The sequence below is a fragment of the Nonomuraea sp. NPDC049758 genome (assembly GCF_040674635.1).
Lineage (GTDB): Bacteria > Actinomycetota > Actinomycetes > Streptosporangiales > Streptosporangiaceae > Nonomuraea.
Genome location: NZ_JBFAMZ010000015.1, coordinates 255,914 through 279,345 on the forward strand (window position 1 = coordinate 255,914; position 23,432 = coordinate 279,345).

19 protein-coding genes and 1 pseudogene are annotated in these 23,432 nt (G+C 71.3%); 11 read left to right on the forward strand and 9 right to left on the reverse strand.

Going from position 1 to position 23,432, the window contains the following annotated elements:
- Window positions 1–78: 78 nt before the first annotated feature.
- Window positions 79–939 carry a RecB family exonuclease gene (locus AB0J46_RS34595; RefSeq protein ID WP_352364040.1) on the reverse strand — a complete coding sequence of 287 codons (861 nt, stop codon included), beginning with the start codon at window positions 937–939 and terminating at the stop codon, window positions 79–81.
- 116 nt (window positions 940–1,055) lie between these two features.
- Here AB0J46_RS34595 and AB0J46_RS34600 point away from each other — a divergent pair, with 116 nt between their 5' ends.
- Window positions 1,056–2,192, forward strand: coding sequence for a site-2 protease family protein (locus AB0J46_RS34600; protein ID WP_364338295.1), 1,137 nt, complete (start codon window positions 1,056–1,058; stop codon window positions 2,190–2,192).
- A 296-nt stretch (window positions 2,193–2,488) separates the two neighbouring features.
- The gene (locus AB0J46_RS34605) at window positions 2,489–4,027 is read left to right on the forward strand and encodes an FHA domain-containing protein (protein ID WP_364338296.1); all 1,539 of its coding nucleotides are present in this window, start codon (window positions 2,489–2,491) and stop codon (window positions 4,025–4,027) included.
- A gap of 509 nt (window positions 4,028–4,536) precedes the next feature.
- Here AB0J46_RS34605 and AB0J46_RS34610 read toward each other — a convergent pair.
- Both AB0J46_RS34610 and AB0J46_RS34615 read right to left on the reverse strand, forming a co-directional pair.
- The gene (locus AB0J46_RS34610) at window positions 4,537–5,007 is read right to left on the reverse strand and encodes a hypothetical protein (protein WP_364338297.1); all 471 of its coding nucleotides are present in this window, start codon (window positions 5,005–5,007) and stop codon (window positions 4,537–4,539) included.
- Window positions 5,008–5,195: 188 nt separating this feature from the next.
- The gene (locus AB0J46_RS34615) at window positions 5,196–6,287 is read right to left on the reverse strand and encodes a GNAT family N-acetyltransferase (protein WP_364338298.1); all 1,092 of its coding nucleotides are present in this window, start codon (window positions 6,285–6,287) and stop codon (window positions 5,196–5,198) included.
- A 55-nt stretch (window positions 6,288–6,342) separates the two neighbouring features.
- Here AB0J46_RS34615 and AB0J46_RS34620 point away from each other — a divergent pair, with 55 nt between their 5' ends.
- From AB0J46_RS34620 to dop, 6 genes are all read left to right on the forward strand, one after another.
- Window positions 6,343–7,194: a tRNA (adenine-N1)-methyltransferase gene (locus AB0J46_RS34620; RefSeq protein ID WP_352326892.1), complete on the forward strand. Its 852-nt coding sequence runs from the start codon at window positions 6,343–6,345 to the stop codon at window positions 7,192–7,194.
- Between the two features lie 204 nt (window positions 7,195–7,398).
- Window positions 7,399–9,162 carry a proteasome ATPase gene (arc, locus tag AB0J46_RS34625; protein ID WP_357706964.1) on the forward strand — a complete coding sequence of 588 codons (1,764 nt, stop codon included), beginning with the start codon at window positions 7,399–7,401 and terminating at the stop codon, window positions 9,160–9,162.
- A 147-nt stretch (window positions 9,163–9,309) separates the two neighbouring features.
- Window positions 9,310–11,568 (forward strand): carbamoyltransferase HypF, encoded by a 2,259-nt coding sequence (gene hypF, locus AB0J46_RS34630; RefSeq protein ID WP_364338299.1) that lies wholly within the window; start codon window positions 9,310–9,312, stop codon window positions 11,566–11,568.
- A gap of 65 nt (window positions 11,569–11,633) precedes the next feature.
- Window positions 11,634–12,653: a pyridoxal-phosphate dependent enzyme gene (locus AB0J46_RS34635; protein WP_364338300.1), complete on the forward strand. Its 1,020-nt coding sequence runs from the start codon at window positions 11,634–11,636 to the stop codon at window positions 12,651–12,653.
- 66 nt (window positions 12,654–12,719) lie between these two features.
- Complete coding sequence (locus AB0J46_RS34640) at window positions 12,720–13,799, forward strand: acyltransferase (protein WP_364338301.1); 1,080 nt, start codon at window positions 12,720–12,722, stop codon at window positions 13,797–13,799.
- Window positions 13,800–13,885: 86 nt separating this feature from the next.
- Window positions 13,886–15,403, forward strand: a complete 1,518-nt coding sequence (gene dop, locus AB0J46_RS34645) for a depupylase/deamidase Dop (protein ID WP_358299020.1) — start codon at window positions 13,886–13,888, stop codon at window positions 15,401–15,403.
- Between the two features lie 25 nt (window positions 15,404–15,428).
- Here dop and AB0J46_RS34650 read toward each other — a convergent pair whose 3' ends face one another.
- The gene (locus tag AB0J46_RS34650; RefSeq protein WP_352327589.1) at window positions 15,429–15,833 is read right to left on the reverse strand and encodes a hypothetical protein; all 405 of its coding nucleotides are present in this window, start codon (window positions 15,831–15,833) and stop codon (window positions 15,429–15,431) included.
- 149 nt (window positions 15,834–15,982) lie between these two features.
- On the opposite strand from AB0J46_RS34650, the gene AB0J46_RS34655 reads away from it, so the two are divergent.
- Window positions 15,983–16,192, forward strand: coding sequence for a ubiquitin-like protein Pup (locus AB0J46_RS34655; RefSeq protein ID WP_132622197.1), 210 nt, complete (start codon window positions 15,983–15,985; stop codon window positions 16,190–16,192).
- A gap of 88 nt (window positions 16,193–16,280) precedes the next feature.
- Here AB0J46_RS34655 and AB0J46_RS34660 read toward each other — a convergent pair whose 3' ends face one another.
- The 5 genes from AB0J46_RS34660 to AB0J46_RS34680 are packed head-to-tail and all read right to left on the reverse strand — an operon-like array spanning window position 16,281 to window position 21,481.
- Window positions 16,281–17,327 (reverse strand): DNA polymerase IV, encoded by a 1,047-nt coding sequence (locus tag AB0J46_RS34660; protein ID WP_364338302.1) that lies wholly within the window; start codon window positions 17,325–17,327, stop codon window positions 16,281–16,283.
- A 30-nt stretch (window positions 17,328–17,357) separates the two neighbouring features.
- Entirely contained in the window at window positions 17,358–18,404 is a 1,047-nt protein-coding gene (locus AB0J46_RS34665) for an ABC transporter ATP-binding protein (RefSeq protein ID WP_364338303.1), read from the reverse strand.
- On the reverse strand, window positions 18,401–19,219 hold the full coding sequence (locus AB0J46_RS34670) for a carbohydrate ABC transporter permease (RefSeq protein ID WP_352364067.1): 819 nt from the start codon (window positions 19,217–19,219) through the stop codon (window positions 18,401–18,403). Before AB0J46_RS34670 ends, AB0J46_RS34665 begins: the two co-directional genes overlap by 4 nt.
- Complete coding sequence (locus AB0J46_RS34675; RefSeq protein WP_357977328.1) at window positions 19,216–20,142, reverse strand: sugar ABC transporter permease; 927 nt, start codon at window positions 20,140–20,142, stop codon at window positions 19,216–19,218. Before AB0J46_RS34675 ends, AB0J46_RS34670 begins: the two co-directional genes overlap by 4 nt.
- Complete coding sequence (locus AB0J46_RS34680) at window positions 20,117–21,481, reverse strand: extracellular solute-binding protein (RefSeq protein ID WP_364338304.1); 1,365 nt, start codon at window positions 21,479–21,481, stop codon at window positions 20,117–20,119. Before AB0J46_RS34680 ends, AB0J46_RS34675 begins: the two co-directional genes overlap by 26 nt.
- A 170-nt stretch (window positions 21,482–21,651) precedes the next feature.
- On the opposite strand from AB0J46_RS34680, the gene prcB reads away from it, so the two are divergent.
- Both prcB and prcA read left to right on the forward strand, forming a co-directional pair.
- Window positions 21,652–22,500, forward strand: a complete 849-nt coding sequence (gene prcB, locus AB0J46_RS34685; protein WP_352364073.1) for a proteasome subunit beta — start codon at window positions 21,652–21,654, stop codon at window positions 22,498–22,500.
- 21 nt (window positions 22,501–22,521) lie between these two features.
- A pseudogene (prcA, locus tag AB0J46_RS34690) lies at window positions 22,522–23,199 on the forward strand (proteasome subunit alpha); the annotation flags it as partial.
- Window positions 23,200–23,432: the final 233 nt, after the last annotated feature.

Sequence of the window (23,432 nt, forward strand, 5' to 3'; positions counted from 1 at the left end):
TGTAGGCCCAGGTGAGAGCCTTGGACTCCTCCCTTCGGAGGATTAGGGGCGGCCTGTGGGAGGGCTACGGGCCCAGGGTTACAGCTCGTCGGTGGCGGCGCGCCGGTTGCTGCGCACCGTGTCGCCGGGCTGGCGGTCGGGCACCGGCGGCGGGGTGCCGCCGAACTCCGGGCACAGCGCCTGGTGGTCGCACCAGTCGCACAGCCGGCTGCGGCGCGCGCGCCACTCGCCGGTCTCCAGCGCCCGCTCGATCGCCGTCCACAGCGCCATCACCTTGCGCTCGGTGGCCAGCAGGTCGGCCTCGTCGGGGGCGTAACGCAGCACCTCGCCGCGCCCGCCCAGGTAGACCAGCTGCAGCAGCCGGGGCACCTGCCCGCGCAGCCGCCACAGCACCAGGGCGTAGAACTTCATCTGGAACAGCGCCTTGGCCTCGAAGTCGGGGCCGGGCGCGCTGCCCGTCTTGTAGTCGACCACCCGGACCTCGCCGGTGGGCGCCACGTCGAGCCGGTCGACGTAGCCCCGCAGCATCAGGCCGCCGTCGAGCACCGCCTGCACGTAGAGCTCGCGCTCGGCGGGCTCCAGCCGGGTCGGGTCCTCCAGCGTGAAGTAGCGCTCCAGCATCGCCCGCGCCTGCGCCAGCCACTCGGCCTGCTCGGCGTCGTCGGCGAACATCCGCGCGTACTGCTCGTCCTCCTGCAACAGCCGCTGCCACTGGGGCTCCAGCAGCTCCAGCGCCGCCTGCACCGACCGGCGCGGCGCCGGCAGGTCGTAGAGCCGCTCCAGGACGGCGTGCACCACGGTGCCGCGCACGGCCGCGGGGGAGGGTTTCTCGGGCAGCTGGTCGATGACCCGGAACCGGTAGAGCAGGGGACAGGTCATGAAATCGCCTGCCCGGGACGGGGAGAGAGCTCCGATGATCACCGGTTCGGTCAACGTCATGCACCGCACTCTAGGTCAAGAGCCCGACAGAATAACCCTCGCCGGGACGAGGATCACGTGATCCGGCGCGTAGCATCGAGGCAGCAACAGCACGTAATGGACGTACGAGGAGTGCGGTGAGCGAGCAGAGCCCGCGTCAGGAGTTCCCCGGCCTTCGGATGGGGCGGCCCTTCGGCATCCCGGTGTACGTCTCCTGGACGTGGTTCATCGTCGCTGCCTTCATCACCGTCATGTTCGGCCCCCGCATGCGCGACATGCTGCCCGAGCTGGACAGCACCGTCGCCTACGCGGTGGCCTTCGTCTTCGCCGTGCTGCTCTACGTCTCGGTGCTGCTGCACGAGCTGGCCCACAGCGTGCTGGCCAAGATGTTCGGCCTGCCGGTGCGCCGGATCACCCTCTACTTCCTCGGCGGCGTGTCGGAGATCGAGAAGGAGCCGCCGACGCCGGGCAAGGAGTTCCTGGTCGCCGCCGCCGGGCCGGCCCTGTCGCTGGGCCTGGCCGGGCTCGGCCTGCTCGCCGACACGTACGTGATCAACGACGGCGGCATCGCCGAGGTGCTCATCTGGCAGCTGTGGGTGGCCAACCTCATCGTCGGCGTGTTCAACCTGCTGCCCGGCCTGCCGCTCGACGGCGGCCGGATGCTGCGCGCGGGCGTGTGGAAGCTGACCAGGAACCCCGGCTCCGGCACGGTCGTGGCCGCCTGGGGCGGGCGCGTGCTGGCCGTGCTGCTGGTCGTGCTGCCGTTCGCGACGTCGATGACGAGCGGGCAGGAGTTCGACCCGGTCGAGCTGCTGTGGCCGGTGGTGCTGGCCTCCTTCATCTGGATGGGCGCCACCCAGTCGCTCCGCGTGGCCCGCATCCGCGCCCGCATCCCGCAGGTCAACGCGCGCGCGCTGGCCCGCAGGGCGATCCCGGTGGCGGCCGAGACGCCGCTGGCCGAGGCGCTGCGGCAGGCCGCCGAGCAGCGGGCGGGCGCTCTGGTGGTGGTGGACCACGACGGACGGCCGGTCGCCATCGTCAACGAGGCCGCCGTCCAGGCCACCCCCGAGCACCGGCGCCCCTGGGTCGACGTGGGCTCGCTGGCCAAGGCGCTCGAACCGACCATGGTGCTGGCCGCCGACCTGACCGGCGAGCCGCTCATCGACGCCATGCGCTCGGCCCCCGCGGGTGAGTACCTGCTGGTGGAGCACGGCGGCGACATCTACGGCGTGCTCGCCACCGCCGACGTCAACCGCGTCTTCACCGGGGTCTGACATGCCCGGCGCGTTTGCGGCTAAGGTCTTGTCCGGCCACTTCCCGTAGCCCGGCGATTTCGATGCCAGGACGGCAGGCCGATAGTCTTCTGTTTGGCCGAACTTGCACAGTTGACGGGTTGGTCGTGGTCCACCGGTTCACCGAATCGAGACGCCTGGGCCGCGACACGGCGTCGTCGTCTGGGTATGCGTATGGCTGGTGGCCGGCACGGCAGTGCGGGTGCCGTAACACCGCCGGCTTCCGGGGAGGAGAGTTGAGTGACCGAGCGCAGCACGGTCGTCATGAGGGAGGGCGCATGAGCGGCCAGGGCTTCGGAGTGGTGCGTCCCCTTCCCGGCGACGGGCTGGTCGCCTACATCGGCGGCCTGCTGCTGGTGTGCGACGCGGGCGAGGCGGCCGCCGACGGCCTGATCGAGGCGCTGCGCGAGACTGCGGCCTCCGGCGGCGACGGCCGGGCGCTGGCCCGCCGCGCGGCGCAGGTGCTGGCCGCCAACATGGCGGGCGACCCGGCCACGTGCGCGGTCGCCGGTCCCGTCGGCGGCGGCGTGGCCGTGCTGGTCAGCGGATCCGCCTCGGCCTCGGTCAGCACCTCCGGCGGCGAGACGCGCCTGGCCGGTAGCGACTCCCTCACCTGGGCCGACCGGCTGATCAGCGGCCCGGTCGAGCGCGTCGAGCTCACCCTGCCCGGCGCCGGCAACGCGCATCCCGCGGTCGGCTTCGAGGGCGGGGTCGTCCATGGCGGCGGCCTGATCGGCGACCTCACCGACCAGCCGTCGCACGTCCGTCCCCAGGGGCAGGCGGCCGACCGGTCCAGGCCGCTCACCAGCGAGATGCCCAACACGGCCCTGCACATGGAGCCCGACCTGGCGCCGCCGCCCGAGCGGCCGGTGGAGCGGCCGGTCGAGCGGCCTCCCTATCCGCTGGCCGACCAGCCGCCGATCGTCCAGGGGCCGCCCTCGGGCGCGCAGGCCGGCGTCCCGCATCCGGGCCCCCAGCCGGGTCCCCACTCCGGCCCTCACTCCGGCCCGCCGTCGCTGGACCAGCCGCCGTTCGGGCACGACCAGCCGCCCTTCGGCCAGGAGCAGGCCCCGTTCGGGCACGAGCAGCCGCCCTACCTCCCGCCCCAGGACCAGCCACCCTTCCTGCCCGTGCAGGAGCAGCCCCAGCCCGAGCCCCAGCAGCAGTTCCCGTCCTACGACGAGCTGCCGCCGTCCGGCAACGGCATGGCCGACCAGCCGCAGCAGCACATGGGCCCGCCCGATCACTTCGACCAGCCGGCCCCGCCCGTGCTCGGCCCGCCGGAGCACTTCGACCACCCGGGGCCGCCGCCGCAGGAGCAGCAGCAGGGCGACCACGGCGACCGCCCGCTGGTCTACGGGGTCGACTGCAAGAACGACCACTTCAACGACCCGAGGGTGCCCTACTGCGCCGTCTGCGGCATCGCCCTGGTGCAGCGGACGCTGGTGCCGTACAAGGGGCCGCGGCCCTCGCTCGGGGTGCTCATCCTCGACGACGGCACGGCGCTGCCGCTGGAGAGCGACTACCTGCTGGGCCGTGACCCCGAGCGCGCGCCCGAGGTGGCGGGCGGCTCGGCCCGGCCCGCCAAGGTCACCAGCCCCGACGGCTCGGTCTCGCGCCGCCACCTGCGGGTGGCCCTCGACGGCTGGGACGTCAACCTGGTCGACCTGGGCTCGGTCAACGGCACCCAGATCCAGCCGCCCGGCGACCCCAACTTCTACGACATCCCGCCCAACGAGCCGGTCACCATCGCGCCCGGCACGACGGTCCGCGTGGGCGTCTCCCGCACGCTCCGCTTCGAGGCCCACCGGGGCTGATCCCGGCACCTGTCCGCCCGCACCTCTTTCCCGGGGGTGCGGGCGTTCGTGTTTCCGGAAACCATTCAGGAAATGCGTCAGGAATGTCTGGTGGCAAATGGCTAGATGGGAATTGTCGGGGGGGCGAGGGAGAGGGTGAGTAAGGGTATTTAGGGGGTGCTGGGCGATATTTCGGGAAAAGTTAGGACCGGGTTCGCGGCCCTTTCCGCAAGAGGGATCCGGACCGTCCCAAAGGGGCGGCCGTGTCAATGGGACGGCCGTTCCGAGGGGGCGGAAGTTCGGAAGGCGCAGCCGTTTCGAGGGGCGGGCGTTTCGAAGGTGCAGCCCGTCCCGAAGAGGTGGCAGGCCCGAAGGTGCAGTCCGTCCTGAAGGGCTGGCAGGCCCGCGGGTGCAGTCCGTCCCGAAGGGTGGCAGGCCCGATGGTGCAGGTGTTTCGAGGGGGTGGGGGGCCGAGGGGGTGGCCCAGGCCCGAAGGGGGGCGGCCGGGGGAGGGGGGTTGGGGCTGGGGGTCAGGTGGGGCGGAAGGTGCGTACGCCGCGGAGCAGGCGCACGGCCGCCTCCAGGCCGCGGGCCCCCTCCACCGCCCGTCCCGCAGCCGTCGCGTATCGGCTCAGCAGGTGTTCGTCCCCCTCCTGGAACCCCCGTCCCGCCACCCACACGAACGTGTGATCGCGGACCTGCGCCGGCACCGGCACGGCCAGGAACCCCGGCTCGCCCATCGTCTCGTCCCGCGCCAGCCGGAGCGACCCCTCCGCGGCGGCCAGCTCCTTCAGCACCCCCGACCCCGACAACCAGCGCCGCACCCGCAGGGGGTCTCCCGGCGGCGCGTGGACGTGCAGCGGACGGGCGTCCCGCCGCAGCGCGTCCACGTGCACGAATCCCGCGTACGCGGTGCCCGCCACGGCCGCCGCGGCGCGCGCGAGCCGATCGATCACGTCGGCGACCTCCAGGCAGGAGAACGCGGTGATGAGTTCACGCATGGCGATATCGACACGGTTGTTTGGCATCGCGGTGATTCCCTCGGGTGGAGGGGGGAAGAGATCGCGCGGCCCGATCACGCGAAACTCCGAACGGTGCCCGGAGTATCACCCTCGACGCGGCTCTTGACTACCCCTCAACAGGAAATTGCGATTTTTCCGCATTTCGCAGGCAGAGCCGGTCGAGCCGTTCACGACGAGCGCAGCCGCACCCACTCCACGTCGTCCGCCCGCGTGCCGTCCGGCTTCGGGAACAGCTCCCGGTGCAGGCTCTCCCTGCTGAAACCGGCACGTTCCAGCACCGCGTGCGAGGCCGTGTTCACCACGTCGGTGCCGGCCACCACCCGGTGCAGGGCCGTGCGCGCGAACGCCCAGTCGACCAGCAGCCGCACCGCGCGGGTCATGAACCCCCTGCCGCGGAAGTCCGGCACCAGCGAGTAGCCGATCATGGCCTGCCCGAGCACGGGGACGACCTGCATGAGCTGGAGGTGCCCGGCGAACGCGCCGCCGGCGGCGTCCCTGACCGCCAGTTCGATCCGCTGCCCGGTGACCCACCAGTAGCCGGTGCAGCGGCAGCGCTGCTCGTCCTCCTCCAGGGAGGCGGGCGGGGTCAGGGAGTAGGCGGTCACGCTCGGGTCGCACATCATCCGGTGGTACTCCGGGGCGTCCTCCACCGAGAGCGGCGCGAGCCGCACCACGCCGTCGGTCAGCTCGCCGCCGTCGAAGAAGGGCAGGTACGGCTCCTCGGCCGCCGCCGGCTCCCCGGCGACCCGGGCGAAGGACACCAGGTCGGCCCACCGCCCGTCGCGCAGCCGCTTGGCCTTGCGCCGCCGGCCCTCCTCGCGGAACCCGGCCCTGAGCGCGACCCTGAGGCTGGCCACGTTCTCCACCTCGGCCTGCAGCTCCACCCGGTGCACACCCTGGTCGATGAGCCAGTCGGACACCGCCCTGGCGGCCCGGGCGGCCACGCCCCTGCCGCGCGCCCACGGCGCCACCACGTAGCCGATCTCGGCCGTGCCCCAGCGGTCGGGCGGGCGGACCCCGATCGCGCCGGCGTACCGGCCGTCCTCGGTGACGGCCCACTCCGCGCCGCCCGAGGCCCACTTGTCCTCGGCGAACTTCAGGTAGGCGCGGGCGTCCTCGATCCGGTACGGCGACGGCAGCAGCGGCAGATGCCGGGCGGTGACGGGATCGTCCATCATGCGCGCGATCGCCTCGGCGTCGGGGTCGGCGGGCATTCGCAGGATCAGGGGACCGGTGGAGATCACGTCGCGCGGGAGCATCACCCATAGATACCGCGCGTCCGCGCGCGTGAGAAACCCATATAACCTTGCCGCCATGGGTTTCCGCAGGCATGGGCCGTTCCAGGCAGGGGATCAGGTGCAGCTCACCGACCCCAAGAACAAGCGCCACACGATCACGCTCAAGCAGGACGGCGTCTTCCACACGCACAAGGGCGCCATCCCGCACAGCGAGCTGATCGGGCAGCCTGAAGGCTCCGTCGTGCGGTCCTCCGGCGGCACCGCCTACCTCGCCTTCCGCCACCTGCTCCAGGACTACACGCTCGCGATGCCGCGCGGCGCGGCCGTCATCTACCCCAAGGACGCCTCGATGATCGTCGGCATGGCCGACGTCTTCCCCGGCGCCCGGGTGATCGAGGCCGGCGTCGGCTCCGGCGCCCTGACCTGCTTCCTGCTGCGCGCCGTCGGCCCCGAGGGCCACGTCACCTCCTACGAGCGCCGCGAGGAGTTCTCCGAGGTGGCCCGCAAGAACGTGGAGAAGTTCTTCGGCGACCCGATGGAGGACAACTGGCGCCTGGTCGTCGGCGACCTGGTCTCCTCGATCGACGAGGCCGACGTCGACCGCGTCATCCTCGACATGCTGGCCCCCTGGGAGTGCGTCGACGCCGCCGCCAAGGCCCTCACGCCGGGCGGCGTCATCTGCTGCTACGTCGCCACCACCACCCAGATGTCCAAGACCGTGGAGGCCATTCGCGATCACGGGTGTTTCACCGAGCCTCATGCGTGGGAGACCCTGGTTCGCGACTGGCATGTCGAAGGGCTCGCGGTTCGTCCCGATCATCGGATGATCGGCCACACCGGCTTCCTCGTCAGCGCCCGCCGCATGGCAGACGGAGTGACGCCGCCACCGCGACGCCGCCGACCGAAGGGAACCACCGAGGAACTATGACAATTTGGCCACGAGGGTGCGTTGGTGCGTGACACGGGAACAGATCGCCGTGTTCATATGCTGGGAGTATTAAACGCACCATTGGGGATTATTCACCGAATACTGCATGTCACTCGACGAACACTGCCCGGCCAGGTTACGGAGGGGCCCGAGATAGGTAAGGTCCTTAGTAGTCGCCCTCGACTGGGAAGGAGGTGACGGGGCGTGGCAGCTCGCGATGATGCTGAGGCTCGAGCCGCGCAGCGCGAACGGGAGGTCGCTGATCTTTCAACACAGGTCTCCTTCCTGCAGGAGGAGATCACCGCGCTGAGGCGGAAGCTGGCCGAGTCACCCCGTCAGGCCAGGGTCCTCGAAGAACGTCTCCATGAGGCACAGGCGAATCTCGCGGCCGTGACAGGCCAGAACGAGCGCCTGGTGGCCACACTCAAGGAGGCTCGGGACCAGATCGTCGCTCTCAAGGAGGAGGTCGACCGGCTGGCGCAGCCGCCGTCCGGTTTCGGCACCTTCCTTGAAGCCCGAGAAGACGGCACGATCGAGGTGTTCACCGGAGGGCGCAAGCTCCGGGTGAACGTCAGCCCCGCCGTCGACGTCGACTCGCTGAGGCGTGGCCAGGAGGTCATGCTCAACGAAGCACTCAACGTGGTCGAGGCGCTCGGCTACGAAGAGGTCGGCGAGATCGTCATGCTCAAGGAACTGCTGGACGAGGGCAAGCGGGCCCTGGTCATCTCGCACGCCGACGAGGAGCGCGTCGTGCGACTGGCCGACTCGCTGGTCGGCCAGCCCATCAGGGCCGGTGACTCGCTCCTGCTCGAACCCCGCTCCGGCTACGTCTACGAGCGCATACCCAAGTCCGAAGTCGAAGAGCTCGTGCTCGAGGAGGTCCCCGACATCTCCTACGAGGAGATCGGCGGGCTCATGCGGCAGATCGAGCAGATCAGGGACGCCATCGAGCTGCCCTACCTGCACGCCGACCTGTTCCGCGAGCACAAACTCCGTCCCCCGAAGGGTGTGCTGCTCTACGGCCCGCCCGGCTGCGGCAAGACGCTCATCGCCAAGGCGGTCGCCAACTCCCTGGCCAAGCAGGTCGCGGAGAAGACCGGCCAGTCCGGCAAGAGCTTCTTCCTCAACATCAAGGGCCCGGAGCTGCTCAACAAGTACGTCGGCGAGACCGAGCGGCACATCCGCCTGGTCTTCCAGCGGGCCCGTGAGAAGGCCTCCGAGGGCACCCCGGTGATCGTGTTCTTCGACGAGATGGACTCGATCTTCCGCACCCGAGGCTCCGGCGTCTCGTCCGACGTGGAGAACACCATCGTCCCTCAGCTGCTGTCGGAGATCGACGGCGTCGAGGGCCTGGAGAACGTCATCGTGATCGGCGCCTCCAACCGCGAGGACATGATCGACCCCGCGATCCTGCGGCCGGGCCGCCTGGACGTGAAGATCAAGATCGAGCGGCCCGACGCCGAGGCGGCCAAGGACATCTTCTCCAAGTACCTGCTGGCCGAGCTTCCCCTGCACCCCGACGATCTGTCCGAGCACGGCGACTCTCGCGAGGCGACCATCCACGGCATGATCCAGAGTGTGGTGGAGCGCATGTACACCGAGAGCGAGGAGAACCGCTTCCTCGAGGTGACCTACGCCAACGGTGACAAGGAAGTCCTCTACTTCAAGGACTTCAACTCCGGCGCGATGATCCAGAACATCGTCGACCGGGGCAAGAAGATGGCCATCAAGCAGTTCCTGGAGAGCGGTCAGAAGGGCCTGCGGGTGCAACACCTGCTCACCGCCTGCGTCGACGAGTTCTCCGAGAACGAAGACCTGCCCAACACCACCAACCCCGACGACTGGGCCCGCATCTCCGGCAAGAAGGGCGAGCGGATCGTCTACATCCGCACGCTGGTCTCCGGCAAGCAGGGCACCGAGGCCGGCCGTTCGATCGACACGGTCGCCAACACCGGCCAGTACCTGTAGGGAACGTCTGGAAAGGGCCGCGCGGCCGTCCGCGCGGCCCTTTCCATGCCCACCGGGGGAGATGGGCACGTTGACTTCCTGAGAGGAAGGCCGCGACACGCGTCATCCGGCGTACAAGCCGCCCCGGTGAGGCGCACACTGGGGCCTGTGACCGTCCGTAAACGGGTGGACGTCCGCGTCGAAGGCGTCGTCCAGGGCGTGGGGTTCCGCCCCTTCGTGTATTCGCTGGCCAGCAGGCTCGGTCTGGCCGGCCGCGTGCGCAACGACGTCGAGGGGGTGTTCATCGAGGTCGAGGGCGCCCTGGACGGGGTCGAGGAGTTCCTGACCGCGTTGGAGCGCGACGCGCCCGCCCTGTCGGAGATCGAGAGCGTCACCGTCGTCAGCGGCGCGCCCGCCGGCCACCGGGGCTTCAGCATCGCCGCCGGCGATCCGGCCGGCCCGCGCCGCGCCCTCGTCCCGGCCGACCTCGCCACCTGCGACGACTGCCTGCGCGAGCTGGCCGACCCGGCCGGACGCCGTCACCGCTACCCGTTCATCGCCTGCGCCAACTGCGGGCCGCGCTTCACCGTCGTGCGCGGTGTGCCCTACGACCGGCTGCTGACCACCATGGCCGGGTTCGCGATGTGCGCCGGTTGCTCGGCCGAGTACCACGACCCCGGCGACCGCCACTTCCGCGCCGAGTCCACCTGCTGCCCGGCCTGCGGCCCGTCCCTGCGGTTGCTGGACGCCCGCGGCGCCGAGCTGTGCGGCGACCCGGTCAGCGCCTGCGCGACCCTGCTGCGGGCCGGCCGCGTCGTCGCCGTCAAGGGGCTGGGCGGGTTCCACCTGGCCGTGCCCGCCGCCCACCAGGAGGCCGCCGCGGCGCTGCGGGCCCGCAAGCACCGCGCGGAGAAGCCGTTCGCCGTCATGGTCGCCGACCTCGACCAGGCCCGCCGGCTGTGCGCGGTCGACGGGCAGGGCGCCGCGCTGCTCACCGGCCGCGCGCGCCCGATCGTGCTGCTGCCCCGGCTGCCCGGCGCGCCCGTCGCCGACGCCGTCGCGCCCGGCAGCCGCGACCTCGGCCTGATGCTGCCCTGCACGCCGCTGCACCACCTGCTGCTCGCGGAGCTGGCCGAGCCCATGGTCCTGACCAGCGGCAGCGTCGGCGACGAACCCCTCGCCTACGAGGACGCCGACGCGGTCACCCGGCTCGGCGGCATCGCCGACGCCTTCCTGGTCCACGACCGGGCCATCCACGTGCCCGCCGACGACTCGGTGCTGCGCCCCTGGTCCGGCGGGCACACCGTGCTGCGCCGCGCCCGCGGCCACGCGCCCGAGCCGCTCACGCTGCGCCGTCCCGCGCCCCGCCCGGTGCTGGCCTGCGGCGCCGAGCTGCGCAGCACCTTCTGCCTGGTACGCGGCCGGCGCGCGTTCCTGTCCCAGCACATCGGCGACCTGGACGACCAGGAGACCCTGCGCTCCTTCGTCGAGGGCATCGACCACTTCTGCGGCCTGTTCGACATCCGTCCCGAGGTCGTTGCCCACGACCTCGACCCCGGCTACCTGTCCACCAGGCACGCCCTGGAGCTGACCGGCGTCGAGCTGGTCGGCGTCCAGCACCACCACGCTCACATCGCCTCCTGCCTGGCCGACAACGGCGAGACGGGCCCGGTGATCGGCGTGGCCCTCGACGGCCCCGGCCACGGCCTCGACGGCACGCTGTGGGGCGGCGAGTTCCTGCACGCCGACCTGACCTCCTTCCATCGGCTCGGCCACCTGGCCCTGGTCCCGATGCCCGGCGGCGCCGCCGCGCTCCGCCAGCCGTGGCGCATGGCCGCCGCCTACCTGCGCGACGAGCACCCCGGCCTGGACGTCGTCCGCCGCAACGCCGCCCACTGGCCCGACGTGCTCGCCCGGACCCGCTCCGGGCTGGGCGCGCCCATGACCTCCAGCGCCGGGCCGCTGTTCGACGCCGTCTCGGCGCTGCTCGGCATCCGGGACGCCGTCACCTACGAGGGGCAGGCGGCCGCCGAGCTCGAACAGCGCGCCGACCCGGCCGAGAGCGGCTCGTACCCGGCGACCATCACCGAGGGGGACCTGCTCGTCGTGCACGCCGCCGACCTCGTCCGGGCCGCCGCCGCCGACGTCGCGGCCGGGGTAGCCACCGGCTCGATCGCGGGCCGCTTCCACAACGGCGTGGCCGACGCCGTCGTGCGCTGCTGCGTCATGCTCAGGGACGGCACCGGCCTGAACACCGTGGCGCTGTCGGGCTCGGTGCTGCAGAACGCGCTGCTGCTCGAACGGGCCGTCGAGCGCCTGCGCGGGGCCGGGTTCCGGGTGCTCACCCACACCCGGGTGCCGCCCGGCGACGGCGGCCTCAGCCTCGGCCAGGCCGCCGTGGCCGCCGCCCGCGACCGGTCTGCGTGACATGCGGCCGGGCGCGCCCGCCAGGTGCCGGGGAACGCCGCCCGGCCCGTCCTAGCATGGCGATCATGCATTTCTTCAACCCCGGCCGCACGCCCTACGCCGAACGCGACCGTGAGCTGATCGGTGTGGAGCACGCCCGGCTCGCCCGCGCCCACTTCGCCCGGCACCCGGCCTACCGGCCCACGCCCGTGCACACCCTGACCGATCTGGCCGGGGCGGGCACCGTGCACGTCAAGGACGAGAGCGGCCGCATGGGCCTGGGCAGCTTCAAGGCGCTCGGCGGGGCCTACGCCGTGCACCGGCTGTCCGAACGCGACGGCGGCGGCACCACGTACGTCTGCGCCAGCGCCGGCAACCACGGCATCTCGGTCGCGGCCGGGGCCAGGGAGCTCGGCGCGCACTGCGTCGTCTACCTCAGCGAGCAGGTGCCCGAGCCGTTCGCGCACCGGCTGCGCGCCCTGGACGCCGAGGTCCGCCGCGAGGGCGGCGACTACGACGCCAGCCTGGCCGCCGCCCTGCACGCCTCGCAGGAGCACGGCTGGCGCCTGGTCGCCGACACCTCCTGGGAGGGCTACGACGACATCCCCCTGGACGTGATGCGCGGCTACACCGTCCTGTTCGACGAGATCGAGATCCCGCCCACCCACGTGTTCGTGCAGGCCGGGGTGGGCGGGCTGGCCGCCGCCGCGGCCGGGTACACGCGCGACCGCTGGGGCGAGCAGCCGCGGATCGTCGTGGTCGAGCCCGACGGCGCGCCCTGCCTGCTGGAGAGCGCCCGCGCGGGACGGCCGGTGCACGCGACCGGTTCGCCCACGCGCCTGGGCAGGCTCGACTGCCTGGAACCGTCCCTGATCGCCTTCGACCTGCTGAGCCGCCAGGCCGACCTGTTCGTCACCGTGGCCGACGAGCAGGCCGCCGAGGCCGCCGCGCTGCTGGCCGAGCGCGGGGTGGCGCTGTCGGAGTGCGGCGCGGCGGGGGCCGCCGGGCTGCTCGCCCTCGACCCGGGCACCCGCGAGGCGATCGCGCTCGGCCCGGCCGCACGCGTGTTGCTGGTGGGAACAGAGGGGCCTGTGGAACCAAAGTGATCAGCGGGTCGTCAAAGGGGCGTGCATCAAGCTAACCGGCCAAAGCATGCTCGGGGAGACGGCCGGTTGGCCGAGCTCGACCTGCTGCGTTTCCTCGCCGCCCTGGCGGTCGTCGCCTTCCATTACCTGGTGGCCTTCGCCTCGGTCTGGGGGGCCAGGCCCGCCGCGCTGTTCCCCGCGCTGGCGCCCTTCGCCGGGCTGGGCATCCTCGGCGTCGAGCTGTTCTTCGTCATCAGCGGGTTCGTCATCCTCATGACCGTGTGGGGGAGGGGGCTCGGGGCCTTCGCCCGGTCGCGGCTGGTGCGGCTCTACCCGGCGTACTGGCTGAGCCTCGGCGCGGTGGCGGCCCTGTACGGGCTGACCGGCGCCACCGCGCTGGACCCAAAACTTTCACCAGGCCAGTACCTGGTGAACGCCACCATGTTCCAGCGTCTGTTCAAGGTGGCCGACGCCAGCGGCGTCTACTGGTCGCTCTGGGCCGAGCTGCGCTTCTACCTGCTGATCGCGATCCTGGTGATCGCCGGCGTCACGTACGGGCGCGTGCTGGTCTTCTCGGGCGTCTGGCTGGCCGCCGCGCTGGCCGCCAGGTCCGTGGAGAACGATCTGCTGAAGGAGATCGTCATGCCCGACTACGCCCCCTACTTCGTCGCCGGCATGGCCCTCTATCTCATCCACCAGAACCGCAAGGCCCTGCTCCCGTGGCTGTACGTCGCCGCCGGATACGCCATGGCCGTCCCCGCCGCGCTGGACCGCGTGCACCGCCGCATCGACGCCGCCGGGTTCAAGAACATGCCCGTCACCGACACCAGCGTGATCGTCACCCTCACCCTGATCTTCGCCGCCATGGCCCTGGTCGCCCTCGGCCTGATCCGCCTCAAACCGTCCAGGACGCTCACCGCGCTGGGCGCCACCACTTACCCGCTTTACCTCTTCCATGGGGTCATCGCGGCGGCGCTCATCCCGCTGCTCACCGGCGACCTGCCCCCCTGGGCGGTGGCCCTGGTCACGACTCTGGCCGCCGTCGTGCTGTCGTATCTGATCTACTCCTTTGCCGAACGGCCGATCCAGCGACTCCTCAAGCCCCGCAGATCACCGCAAACCACAACAAGCTCCGCCGTACAGATTCAGAAGGCGTCGGTGCCATAACTCTGTGGCCTCGGGGCACTGTGAAGGGCATAGGCTCGGGCATATAAACGGCGGATAGGCAGATCCGGACGAACAGAGGGTGTTGCATGACGGTGCGTCGGGTGATGGGCATCGAGACCGAATACGGCATCTCCGTACCAGGTCAGCCAGGCGCCAACGCGATGGTGACCTCCTCCCAGGTCGTGAACGCCTACCTGGCCGCCTCGGCGGCCCGCGCGCGCAGAGCGCGATGGGACTTCGAGGAGGAGAACCCGCTGCGCGACGCGCGCGGCTTCGACCTGGCCCGCGAAGTCGCCGACCCCAGCCAGCTCACCGACGAGGACCTCGGGCTGGCCAACGTCATCCTCACCAACGGGGCCAGGCTCTACGTCGACCACGCCCACCCGGAGTACTCCTCGCCGGAGTGCACCAACCCGCGGGCCGCGGTCATCTGGGACAAGGCCGGCGAGCGCGTGATGTACGACGCGGCCACCCGCGCCTCGGCGATCCCGTCCAACGCGCCGATCCAGCTCTACAAGAACAACACCGACGCCAAGGGCGCCTCCTACGGCTGCCACGAGAACTACCTGATGCGGCGCGCCACGCCGTTCGCCGACATCGTCCGGCACCTGACGCCGTTCTTCGTCTCGCGGCAGGTCGTCACCGGCGCGGGCAAGGTCGGCATCGGCCAGGACTCCCGCGGCGAGGGCTTCCAGATCAGCCAGCGCGCCGACTTCTTCGAGGTCGAGGTGGGCCTGGAGACCACGCTCAAGCGGCCCATCATCAACACCCGCGACGAGCCGCACGCCGACCCCGAGAAGTACCGCCGGCTGCACGTGATCATCGGCGACGCCAACATGTCGGAGATCTCCACCTATCTCAAGCTCGGCTCCACCGCGCTCGTCCTGGCCATGATCGAAGAGGGCTTCCTGACCCGCGACCTGGCCGTGGAGAACCCCGTCCAGTCGCTGCGGGCGGTCAGCCACGACCCGACCTGCCGCTACGAGATCCCGATGCGCGACGGCCGCAGGCTCACCGCCGTGCAGCTCCAGATGGAGTACCTGGAGCAGGCCCGCAAGTACGTCGAGGAACGCGGCACCGCCCAGGACGAGATGAACAAGGACGTCCTCGACCGCTGGGAGTCCGTGCTCACGCGCCTGGCCGAGGACCCGATGCAGCTCTCGCGCGAGCTCGACTGGGTCGCCAAGCTGGAACTGCTGGAGGGCTACCGCACCCGCGACAGCCTGCCCTGGTCCCACCCGCGGCTGCAGCTCGTCGACCTCCAGTACTCCGACATCCGCCCCGACCGCGGCCTGTACAACCGGCTCGTGGCGCGCGGGCGCATGCAGCGCCTGATCAGCGAGGAGGAGGTCGAGCGCGCGATCGAGCTGCCGCCGACCGACACCCGCGCCTACTTCCGCGGACGCTGCCTGAGCCAGTACAGCGAGTCGGTGGCCGCCGCCTCCTGGGACTCGGTGATCTTCGACATCCCCGGCCGGGAGTCCCTGCAGCGCGTGCCCACGCTCGAACCGCTGCGCGGCACCAAGGCCCACGTCGGCGAGCTCTTCGACCGCTGCCGCACCGCGGCCGAGCTGGTCGCGGCGCTGACCGGCACCGGGGAGTAGCCGGGGCCCCGGGCCGTCCCGGGGCTCACAGCAGGCCGATGCCGAGCGTCAGCGTGCCCGCGGCCAGCGACGCGCCGCCCACCGCGGTCAGCCAGATCAGCCGGTTCGGCTTGGTGTCGCGCGGACGCAGCACCGACAGGAAGAAGCCCAGCGGCATCAGGATGGGCGCGGCCACGATGAGCGTGCGGGTCAGCGCCTTCACGCCTTCGGACAGGCTCGCCTGGTCCACGTACACCATCGCGACCAGGCTGAACAGCACCAGGACGCCCGCGTGCGCGTGCCCGGCCCGCCACAGGCCCCTGCGGACGGGGTTGTCCAGATAGCCCGGCTCGTTGCGCATGAGGAAGCGCAGCAGCGTCACGCCGCCGAACGCGACGCCGGGGACTGTGATGAGGAGCACACCTGCCGTGTGCAGCGACGAAGGCGACATGTCGGGATCTCCTTGTGTAGAGGTGGATCCATTATTGGATAGGAGTGCTATCCAGTCAAGCCGTCAAGATCGCAGGGCGTTCGACGCGAAATGTCGTCCGGTTCGGGGAAGATATGCCTTGGAGGCAGTCCCCCAAGCGGAGGTAGGACATGGCAACCAAGGACACCGGCGGGCAGAAGCAGACCGGCCGGCGTGAGGCCGAAGTTGAGGAGACCGAGGCCTCGGCGGCGCCGGACGTGCAGGAGCGACAGGAGAAGCTCACTGACGATGTCGACGCGATCCTGGACGAAATCGACGAAGTGCTCGAAGAGAACGCAGAGGAATTCGTGCGTTCCTATGTGCAAAAGGGTGGCGAGTAGGGCCAGTAGGGCCTTGTCCTCACCGCTCTGACCATGGGGAAGGATGAGCCCCGGCCGAACCGGCCGGGGCTCACTCCTCGGGCCCTGCTCAGCCGGGGGTTCGGTCGGGCGCCGTGTAGTCGACCGCCACGCCGAGCAGTCTGACCGGGCGGTCCAGGTCGAAGCGGCCCAGCGCGGCGAGCGCTGCCTCGGTCAGCGCGCCGGCGTCGGCCGTGGGCTCGGGGAGCGTGCACCGCCGGGTACGGGTCAGGAACGGGGTGAAGCGCACCTTGACCGTCACCCGCGCGCAGAGACGCCCCGCCGCCACGGCGTCGCGGGCGACCTGCCCGGCGAGATCGGCCACCTGGCCGGCGACGGCCTCCCGGTCGGTGAGGTCACGGGGAAAGGTGATCTCGCGGCTGTGACCGCGGGCCACCCAGGGAGTGGTGTCGACCTCGGCCTCGCCCCTGCCGAGGGCCAGATAGCGGTACCAGGGGCCGTTCACCGGACCGAAGGCGCGGGCCAGCTCGGCGGGGTCGGCGGCGGCCAGGTCGGCGACCGTGCGCAGGCCGAGCCCGGCGAGTTTCTTCGCCGTCCGGGCGCCGATGCCCCACAGCGCGTCGGTCGGCCGGTCGTTCATCACCTCGGCCCAGTTCTCGCCGGTCAGGCGGTAGACGCCGGCCGGTTTGGCGAAGGCCGAGGCGAGCTTGGCCTGGAGCTTGTTGTCGCCGATGCCGACCGAGCAGCTCAGCGTGGTGCGGTCGAGCACGACCCGCCGCAGGTCGGCCGCCAGCGCCTCGGGGTCGTCGGTCGTGGCGCCGACGAACGCCTCGTCCCAGCCCCAGACCTCCACCAGCACCGGCAGCTCGCGCAGGGCTGCCATGACGCGTTCGGAGGCGGCCTCGTAGGCGGGCGGGTCGCTGGGCAGGAAGACGGCGTCGGGGCAGCGCCGCAGCGCGGTGCGCAGCGGCATGCCGGAGTGCACGCCGTGCGCGCGGGCCTCGTAGGTGGCGGTTGCGGCGACCGTGCGCGGCTGGGCGGGGTCGCCGGAACCGCCCACGACGACGGGCCTGCCGCGCAGCTCGGGATGGCGCAGCAGCTCGACGGCGGCGATGAACTGGTCGAGGTCGACGTGCAGGATCCAGGACCTGGCCATGAGTCCAGTATGCGAGGCGGGCCGCCCGGGTCACAGCAGCCGGTCGTCGCGGTAGACCAGGGCGCGGCGCGGCACGGCCCAGCGGGCGGCGCCGAGCGGCGGCTCCTCGCCCTCCGGCACGACGGCCTGGATGAGCGCGTCCGGCGACTCCAGGGTGATGAGGGTGTGGGTGCCCATGTTCTCCAGGACGGAGACCACGCCCGGGAAGGCGTCCGGGCGTTCGGCGGGGGACAGGTCCATGTACTCCGGGCGCACGCCGTACGTCACTGGGGCGTCGTCGTCCGGGGGCAGGCCGTCGGGCAGGGGGCGCAGGGCGCCGGCCACCTTGAGCCCGGAGCCGGTGACCTGGGCGGGCAGCAGGTTCATCGGGGTGGAGCCGATGAAGGAGGCCACGAACGTGGTGGCCGGCCGGTGGAAGATCTCCGCCGGGGTGCCGACCTGGATCATCGAACCCCTGGACATGACGGCGATGCGGTCGGCCAGCGCGAGCGCCTCGGCCTGGTCGTGGGTGACGAACACGGTGGTGACGGCCAGCTCCCGCTGCAGCCGCTTGAGGAAGGTGCGCGCCTCCAGGCGCAGGCGGGCGTCGAGGTTGGACAGCGGCTCGTCGAACAGGAACGCGGCCGGATGGCAGGCGATCGCGCGGGCCAGCGCCACCCGCTGCTGCTGGCCCCCGGACAGCTCGGACGGACGCCGCAGCAGCAGCTCGGTGAGGCTGAGCCGGGCCGCGACCTCGGCCGCCTTCTCCGTCCGGCGGGCGCGGGGGACCTTCCTGATGCGCAGCGGGTAGGCGATGTTGGCGGTGACGTCCATGTGGGGGAAGATCGCGTAGTCCTGGAAGACCATGGCGACGTCGCGCTCGCCCGGCGGCAGCGCGGTGACGTCCTTGCCGTTGATGGCGACGGTTCCGGAGGTGGGGGTCTCCAGGCCGGCGATGCTGCGCAGGAGGGTGGTCTTGCCGCAGCCGGAGGGGCCGAGCAGGGCGAAGAACTCGCCGTCCTCGACGGTGAGGGCGAGGTCGTCGAGCGCACGTACGCCCCCGGGGAACACCTTGGTCAGGCCGTGCAGGGAGATCAACGCTTGATTCCTCCGTGGAAGCGGAAACCGTACCGCTGGGAGACGAACAGGTACATCAGCACCACCGGCAAGGAGTACAGCAGCGAGAAGGCGGAGATGAGGTCGAGCCGGGGCGCGCCGCCCTCGGTGTAGAGCGTGTAGAGGATGATCGAGCCGGGCGCCTTCTCGGGATCGCGCAGCAGGATGAACTGGAACAGGAACCCGCCCCACACGCTGGCCAGCGCCCACACGGCGATGGTGGCCAGCCCCGGCCGGACGAGCGGGACCACGATGTGCCGCAGGATCTGCAGCGACGAGGCGCCGAAGACCCGGGCCGACTCCTCGTAGGAGGTGGGCGTCTCGTCCATGAAGTCCTTCAGGATGAAGATCGCGGCGGGCAGCAGACCGGCCGAGACCACGAGGACGACGCCGAGATGGGTGTCGATGAGACCGAGCCGGGTGGCCAGCTCGAAGATCGGCACCATCGCCGCGGTGCCGGTGACCACGGACGACAGCAGCAGAAGCAGGTAGAGCAGGACGTCGCGGCCGGGCAGCCGCACCCGCGACAGGGCGTAGGCGGCCAGCGCCGACAGGACGACGACCAGCACCGCCGCCCCGCCCCCCTGGATCAGGGAGTTGCGGATCGAGCCCAGCGCGTACGGGTTGTCCAGGACGGCGGCGAAGTTGCGCAACGTGAACTCGGGGATCGACGTGGTGATCGTCGGCGTGTCGTCGAAGGGCGCGCTGGCCAGCCAGAGCATGGGCAGCGCGAAGAAGGCCAGGACGACGGCGACGAACACGGTGGCGGCCAGCCGTCCGAGCGTGTGACGGATCATGCGGGCGGTCCTCCGGCGGCGGCGACCTCCCGCGTGCGGCGACGTCCGCGCAGCAACCGCAGGTAGGCCAGGGCGAAGACGAGGTTGATCAGCAGGATGAGGAAGGAGATGGCGGCGCCGACGCCGAGCTGCCCGTCCTGGAGGGCGACGCGGTAGACGTACACGGGCAGGATCTCCGAGCGGCCCTCGGGCCCGCCGCCGGTCAGCACGAACGGCGTGAAGTCGTTGAACGTCCACAGGCTGATCAGCAGCAGGTTCGTCAGGACGTGCCGCCTGATGGCGGGCAGCACCACGTCGCGCAGCTGCTGCGGCACGCTCGCGCCGGCCAGCCGGGCGGTCTCCAGGTGCGAGGGCGGCACGTTCTCCAGGGCGGCCGAGTAGAGCATCATCGAGAACGCGGTGCCGCGCCACACGTTGAAGACGATGATCGACAACAGCGGGTAGTCCAGCAGCCAGGCGAACCCCGGCGTGTGCAGCAGGGCGTTGAGCGTGCCGTCGTCGCGGTCGAGCAGCGCGAACCACAACATGCCGACCACGGTGCTGGGCAGGATCCACGACAGCAGCACCGCGCCCTCGACGACCCGGCGCAGCGGGCCGGTGCGCGAGCGCAGGATCCAGGCCAGGGCGAAGCCCAGCCCGGCCTGCCCGACGACGGCCGAGCCGCCGACGTACAGCAGGGTGAGCCACAGCGAGGACAGGAAGCGCGGGTCGGCGAGCGCGGCGGTGTAGTTGTCCAGTCCGACGACCTGGGGGTCGGCGGCGGCCAGGCCGGTCAGCCGGTAGTCGGTCAGGCCGAGGTAGATGGTCCACAGGGCCGGGAAGAGCAGGAAGACGCCGATCAGGACCAGGGCGGGCAGGACGAACGCGACCGCCCTGCCCCGGCCCAGCCCCGCGGCGTCAGCCGCCGACGTTGGCCGCGCCACCGACCAGTCCCTCCAGCTTGCTCCGGTACGCCGCGGCCGCCTCGTCGGCGCTCTTCCCGGCCACCACGGCCGCGGTGGCCTCCTGCAGGGCGGTGGAGACCTGCGGGTAGACGGCCAGGCCCGGCCGGTAGGCGGTGATGGGCAGCACCTCGTCGGCGACGAACTTGAGCATGGGGTCGGCGCTCAGCACCTCTTCGTTGACGTCGGTACGGGCGCTGACGCGGGCCTGCCCGGCCAGCTGCGACTTGGTCGCGGCGGCCGAGTGCATGAAGGCCAGCAGCTCCCAGGCCGCCTTGGGGTTCTTGGAGAAGGGGTTGAGCACGCGGACCGCCCCGCCGGACATGCTGACGAAGTCCTGGCCGCGGATGCCGCCGCCGGGCTGCCTGGCCGGGATCTTGGCGTAGCCCACGACCTGGTCGCGGTCGGGCATGGGCGCGACCCCGGCCTTGGGCTCGATGACCGAGCGCCAGAAGTAGTCGCTCTCGGCCAGGATGGCGATCTTGCCGGCGGCGAACTGCGCGAAGGACTTGTCGCGGCCCTTGGCCTCCTGCTGGAGCTTGGGGTCGCCGAGCCCGCTACCGCCGTAGACCTGCTGGTAGAAGCCGAGGACGTCCTTGACGGCCTGGGAGGCGCCGGTCCACTTGCCCGAGGCGTAGATCTCCGACCCGGCGCCGGCCAGCAGCGGCAGCACGCCCTGCATGGTGGTGGCCTCGCCCATGGCGGTGCCGGCGTCGATCTGGAGGGGCGTGGGCACCCCCGCGGCCTTGAGCTTGACGCCGGCGTCGATGATCTGCTGCCAGCTGGTCGGCTGCCAGGTCTCGGGCAGCCCGGCCTTCCTGAACAGCGCCTTGTTGTAGTACAGCACACGGCCGTCGGTGCCCTGGGGCAGGCCGTACTTCTTGCCGTCGAAGATGCCGAGGCCCTGGACGGCCTGCGGGATCTGCGACCAGCCCTCCCACTGCTCGACGCCGGCGCCGCCGACCTCGGTGAGCGGCTTGATGTATCCGGCCTGGGCGAACTCGCCGACCCAGATGCCGTCCAGGTCGATGACGTCGGCCCCGGTCCTGGACTTGAGGTCGAGAGCGATCTTGGTCTTGTACTGCTCGTCGTCCACGCCGTTGCCCTGGAAGAGCACCTTGACGTTCTGGTGGGTCTTCTCGAACTCGGGGATGACCCACTTCTTGATCCAGGCGGCGGACTCGGAGTTCTTGCCGCCCTCGATGGAGTTGGCGGTGATGGTGAGGGTGATGCTGCCCCCGGACTGGGTGCCGGAGCCGCAGGAGGTGAGGGCCAGGACGGCTGCGGCCGCGACGAGCGCGGGCCGGCTGGGGAGTCGCAAGTCGGCCTCCTGTTCAGGACGTGCAGACATACCGACAATCGCACGGGGTGTGGCGGGCGTAAAGAAACGATCTGATGAACGGTTCGCCGTGAGCTGATCGTGGGAAGTGCAGACAGCAACGCAACATGAGTAGGGTCGGCCTAGAGACACTGATGTTGGGAGGGAGTCGCGTGGCACCGAACAGGGATCTGCCCGTCGGCCTGGTGGACCAGCTTTTCCGAAACTCAGGGAACTCCTCGTTCACCGAGTTCGTCGGCTCTTACGCGCCCGAGTTGCTGCCGCAGCGTCACCAGGCGCTGGCCACTCCGATCGGCGACCAGGTCCCGCACGCGACCACGATCGTGGCCGCCACCTTCGCCGGCGGCGTGGTGATGGCGGGCGACCGGCGGGCCACGTCGGGGAACATCATCTCGCAGCGTGACATCGAGAAGGTGTTCCGCTCCGACGACTACTCGTGCATGGGCATCGCGGGCACGGCCAGCACCGGCATCGAGATGGCCCGCCTCTACCGCGTGGAGCTGGAGCACTACGAGAAGATGGAGGGCCGCACGCTCTCGGTGGCGGGCAAGGCCAACCGCCTGGCCACCATGATCCGCGGCAACCTCGGCATGGCGATGCAGGGCCTGGTGGTGGTGCCGCTGTTCGCGGCCTACGACCCCGACCGCGACGAGGGCCGCATCTTCAGCTACGACGTGGCGGGCGGCCCCTACGAGCGCGACCGGTACGACGCCATCGGCTCCGGCTCGATCTTCGCCCGCGGCTCGCTGAAGAAGCTCTACCGCGACGGCGCCTCGGCTGACGACATGGTGATGACGGTGATCCAGGCCCTCTACGACGCGGCCGACGACGACTCGGCGACCGGCGGGCCCGACGTGTCCAGGAAGATCTGGCCGATCGTGTCGGTGATCGACGCCGACGGCTTCCGCAGGCTGACCGACCAGCAGGTGGCCGCCAAGGTCGAACAGATGCTGGAGGCCCGGATGATCTCGCCCGACGGCCCCATCGCCCCGCTGCGCTAGAAAGGACCACTGCCCGTGTCCATGCCTTTTGGATATGCGTCCCCTGAGCAGATCATGCGGGACAAGGCCGACTACGCGCGCAAGGGCATCGCGCGGGGCCGGTCGGTCGTCGTGTTGCAGTACGTCGACGGCATCCTGTTCGTGGCGCCCAACCCGTCGCGGGCGCTGCACAAGATCAGCGAGATCTACGACCGCATCGGGTTCGCCGCCGTCGGCCGCTACAACGAGTTCGAGGAACTGCGCCTCGGCGGCATCCGCTACGCCGACATCAACGGCTACACCTACGACCGCTCCGACGTGACCGGCCGCGGGCTGGCCAACCTCTACGCCTCCAACCTGGGCCGCATCTTCACCGAGTCGATCAAGTCGCTGGAGGTGGAGGTCGTCGTCGCCGAGGTCGGCGACACCCCCGACGGCGACGCCATCTACCGGCTGACCTTCGACGGCTCGGTGTTCGACGAGCACGGCTTCGCGGCCATGGGCGGCCAGGCCGACGCCGTGGCCGGGCGGCTGAAGGAGCGCTACCGCGAGTCGATGTCGCTGGCCGACGCCCTTGAGGTGGCGCTGGCCGCGCTCACCGAGCCGGGCGGCGAGCGGCCGCCGGTCACCCAGCTGGAGGTCGCGGTGCTCGACCGCAACCGCGAGCACCGCAAGTTCCTGCGGCTGACGGGCGCGCGGCTGGAGCGCCTGCTCGCCCAGACGACGACGTCCGCCGCGCAACCCGCCACGCCGCCCGAGGCCCCGCCGACCGGGCCCGCCGCGGAGTCGTCCGAGACGGCGCCTGAGACCCCGCCCGCCACCCCGCCCGCCACGCCGCCCGCCACGCCGCCCGCCGCGCCGCCCGCCGCGCCGCCCGCCGCGCCGCCGACCGGTCCGCCCACGGGCCCCGAGGGCGACGTCGACGACGGCTCCGGGCCGCTCTGAGCCGTCGA

Excerpts from the sequence above, each read along its gene's own strand:
- AB0J46_RS34595 (WP_352364040.1), bottom strand. The coding sequence starts at position 939 with ATGACGTTGACCGAACCGGTGATCATCGGAGCTCTCTCCCCGTCCCGG.
- AB0J46_RS34605 (WP_364338296.1), top strand. The coding sequence starts at position 2,489 with ATGAGCGGCCAGGGCTTCGGAGTGGTGCGTCCCCTTCCCGGCGACGGG.
- AB0J46_RS34610 (WP_364338297.1), bottom strand. The coding sequence starts at position 5,007 with ATGCGTGAACTCATCACCGCGTTCTCCTGCCTGGAGGTCGCCGACGTG.
- AB0J46_RS34615 (WP_364338298.1), bottom strand. The coding sequence starts at position 6,287 with ATGCTCCCGCGCGACGTGATCTCCACCGGTCCCCTGATCCTGCGAATG.
- AB0J46_RS34620 (WP_352326892.1), top strand. The coding sequence starts at position 6,343 with ATGGGTTTCCGCAGGCATGGGCCGTTCCAGGCAGGGGATCAGGTGCAG.
- AB0J46_RS34635 (WP_364338300.1), top strand. The coding sequence starts at position 11,634 with ATGCATTTCTTCAACCCCGGCCGCACGCCCTACGCCGAACGCGACCGT.
- dop (WP_358299020.1), top strand. The coding sequence starts at position 13,886 with ATGACGGTGCGTCGGGTGATGGGCATCGAGACCGAATACGGCATCTCC.
- AB0J46_RS34650 (WP_352327589.1), bottom strand. The coding sequence starts at position 15,833 with ATGTCGCCTTCGTCGCTGCACACGGCAGGTGTGCTCCTCATCACAGTC.
- AB0J46_RS34655 (WP_132622197.1), top strand. The coding sequence starts at position 15,983 with ATGGCAACCAAGGACACCGGCGGGCAGAAGCAGACCGGCCGGCGTGAG.
- AB0J46_RS34660 (WP_364338302.1), bottom strand. The coding sequence starts at position 17,327 with ATGGCCAGGTCCTGGATCCTGCACGTCGACCTCGACCAGTTCATCGCC.
- AB0J46_RS34670 (WP_352364067.1), bottom strand. The coding sequence starts at position 19,219 with ATGATCCGTCACACGCTCGGACGGCTGGCCGCCACCGTGTTCGTCGCC.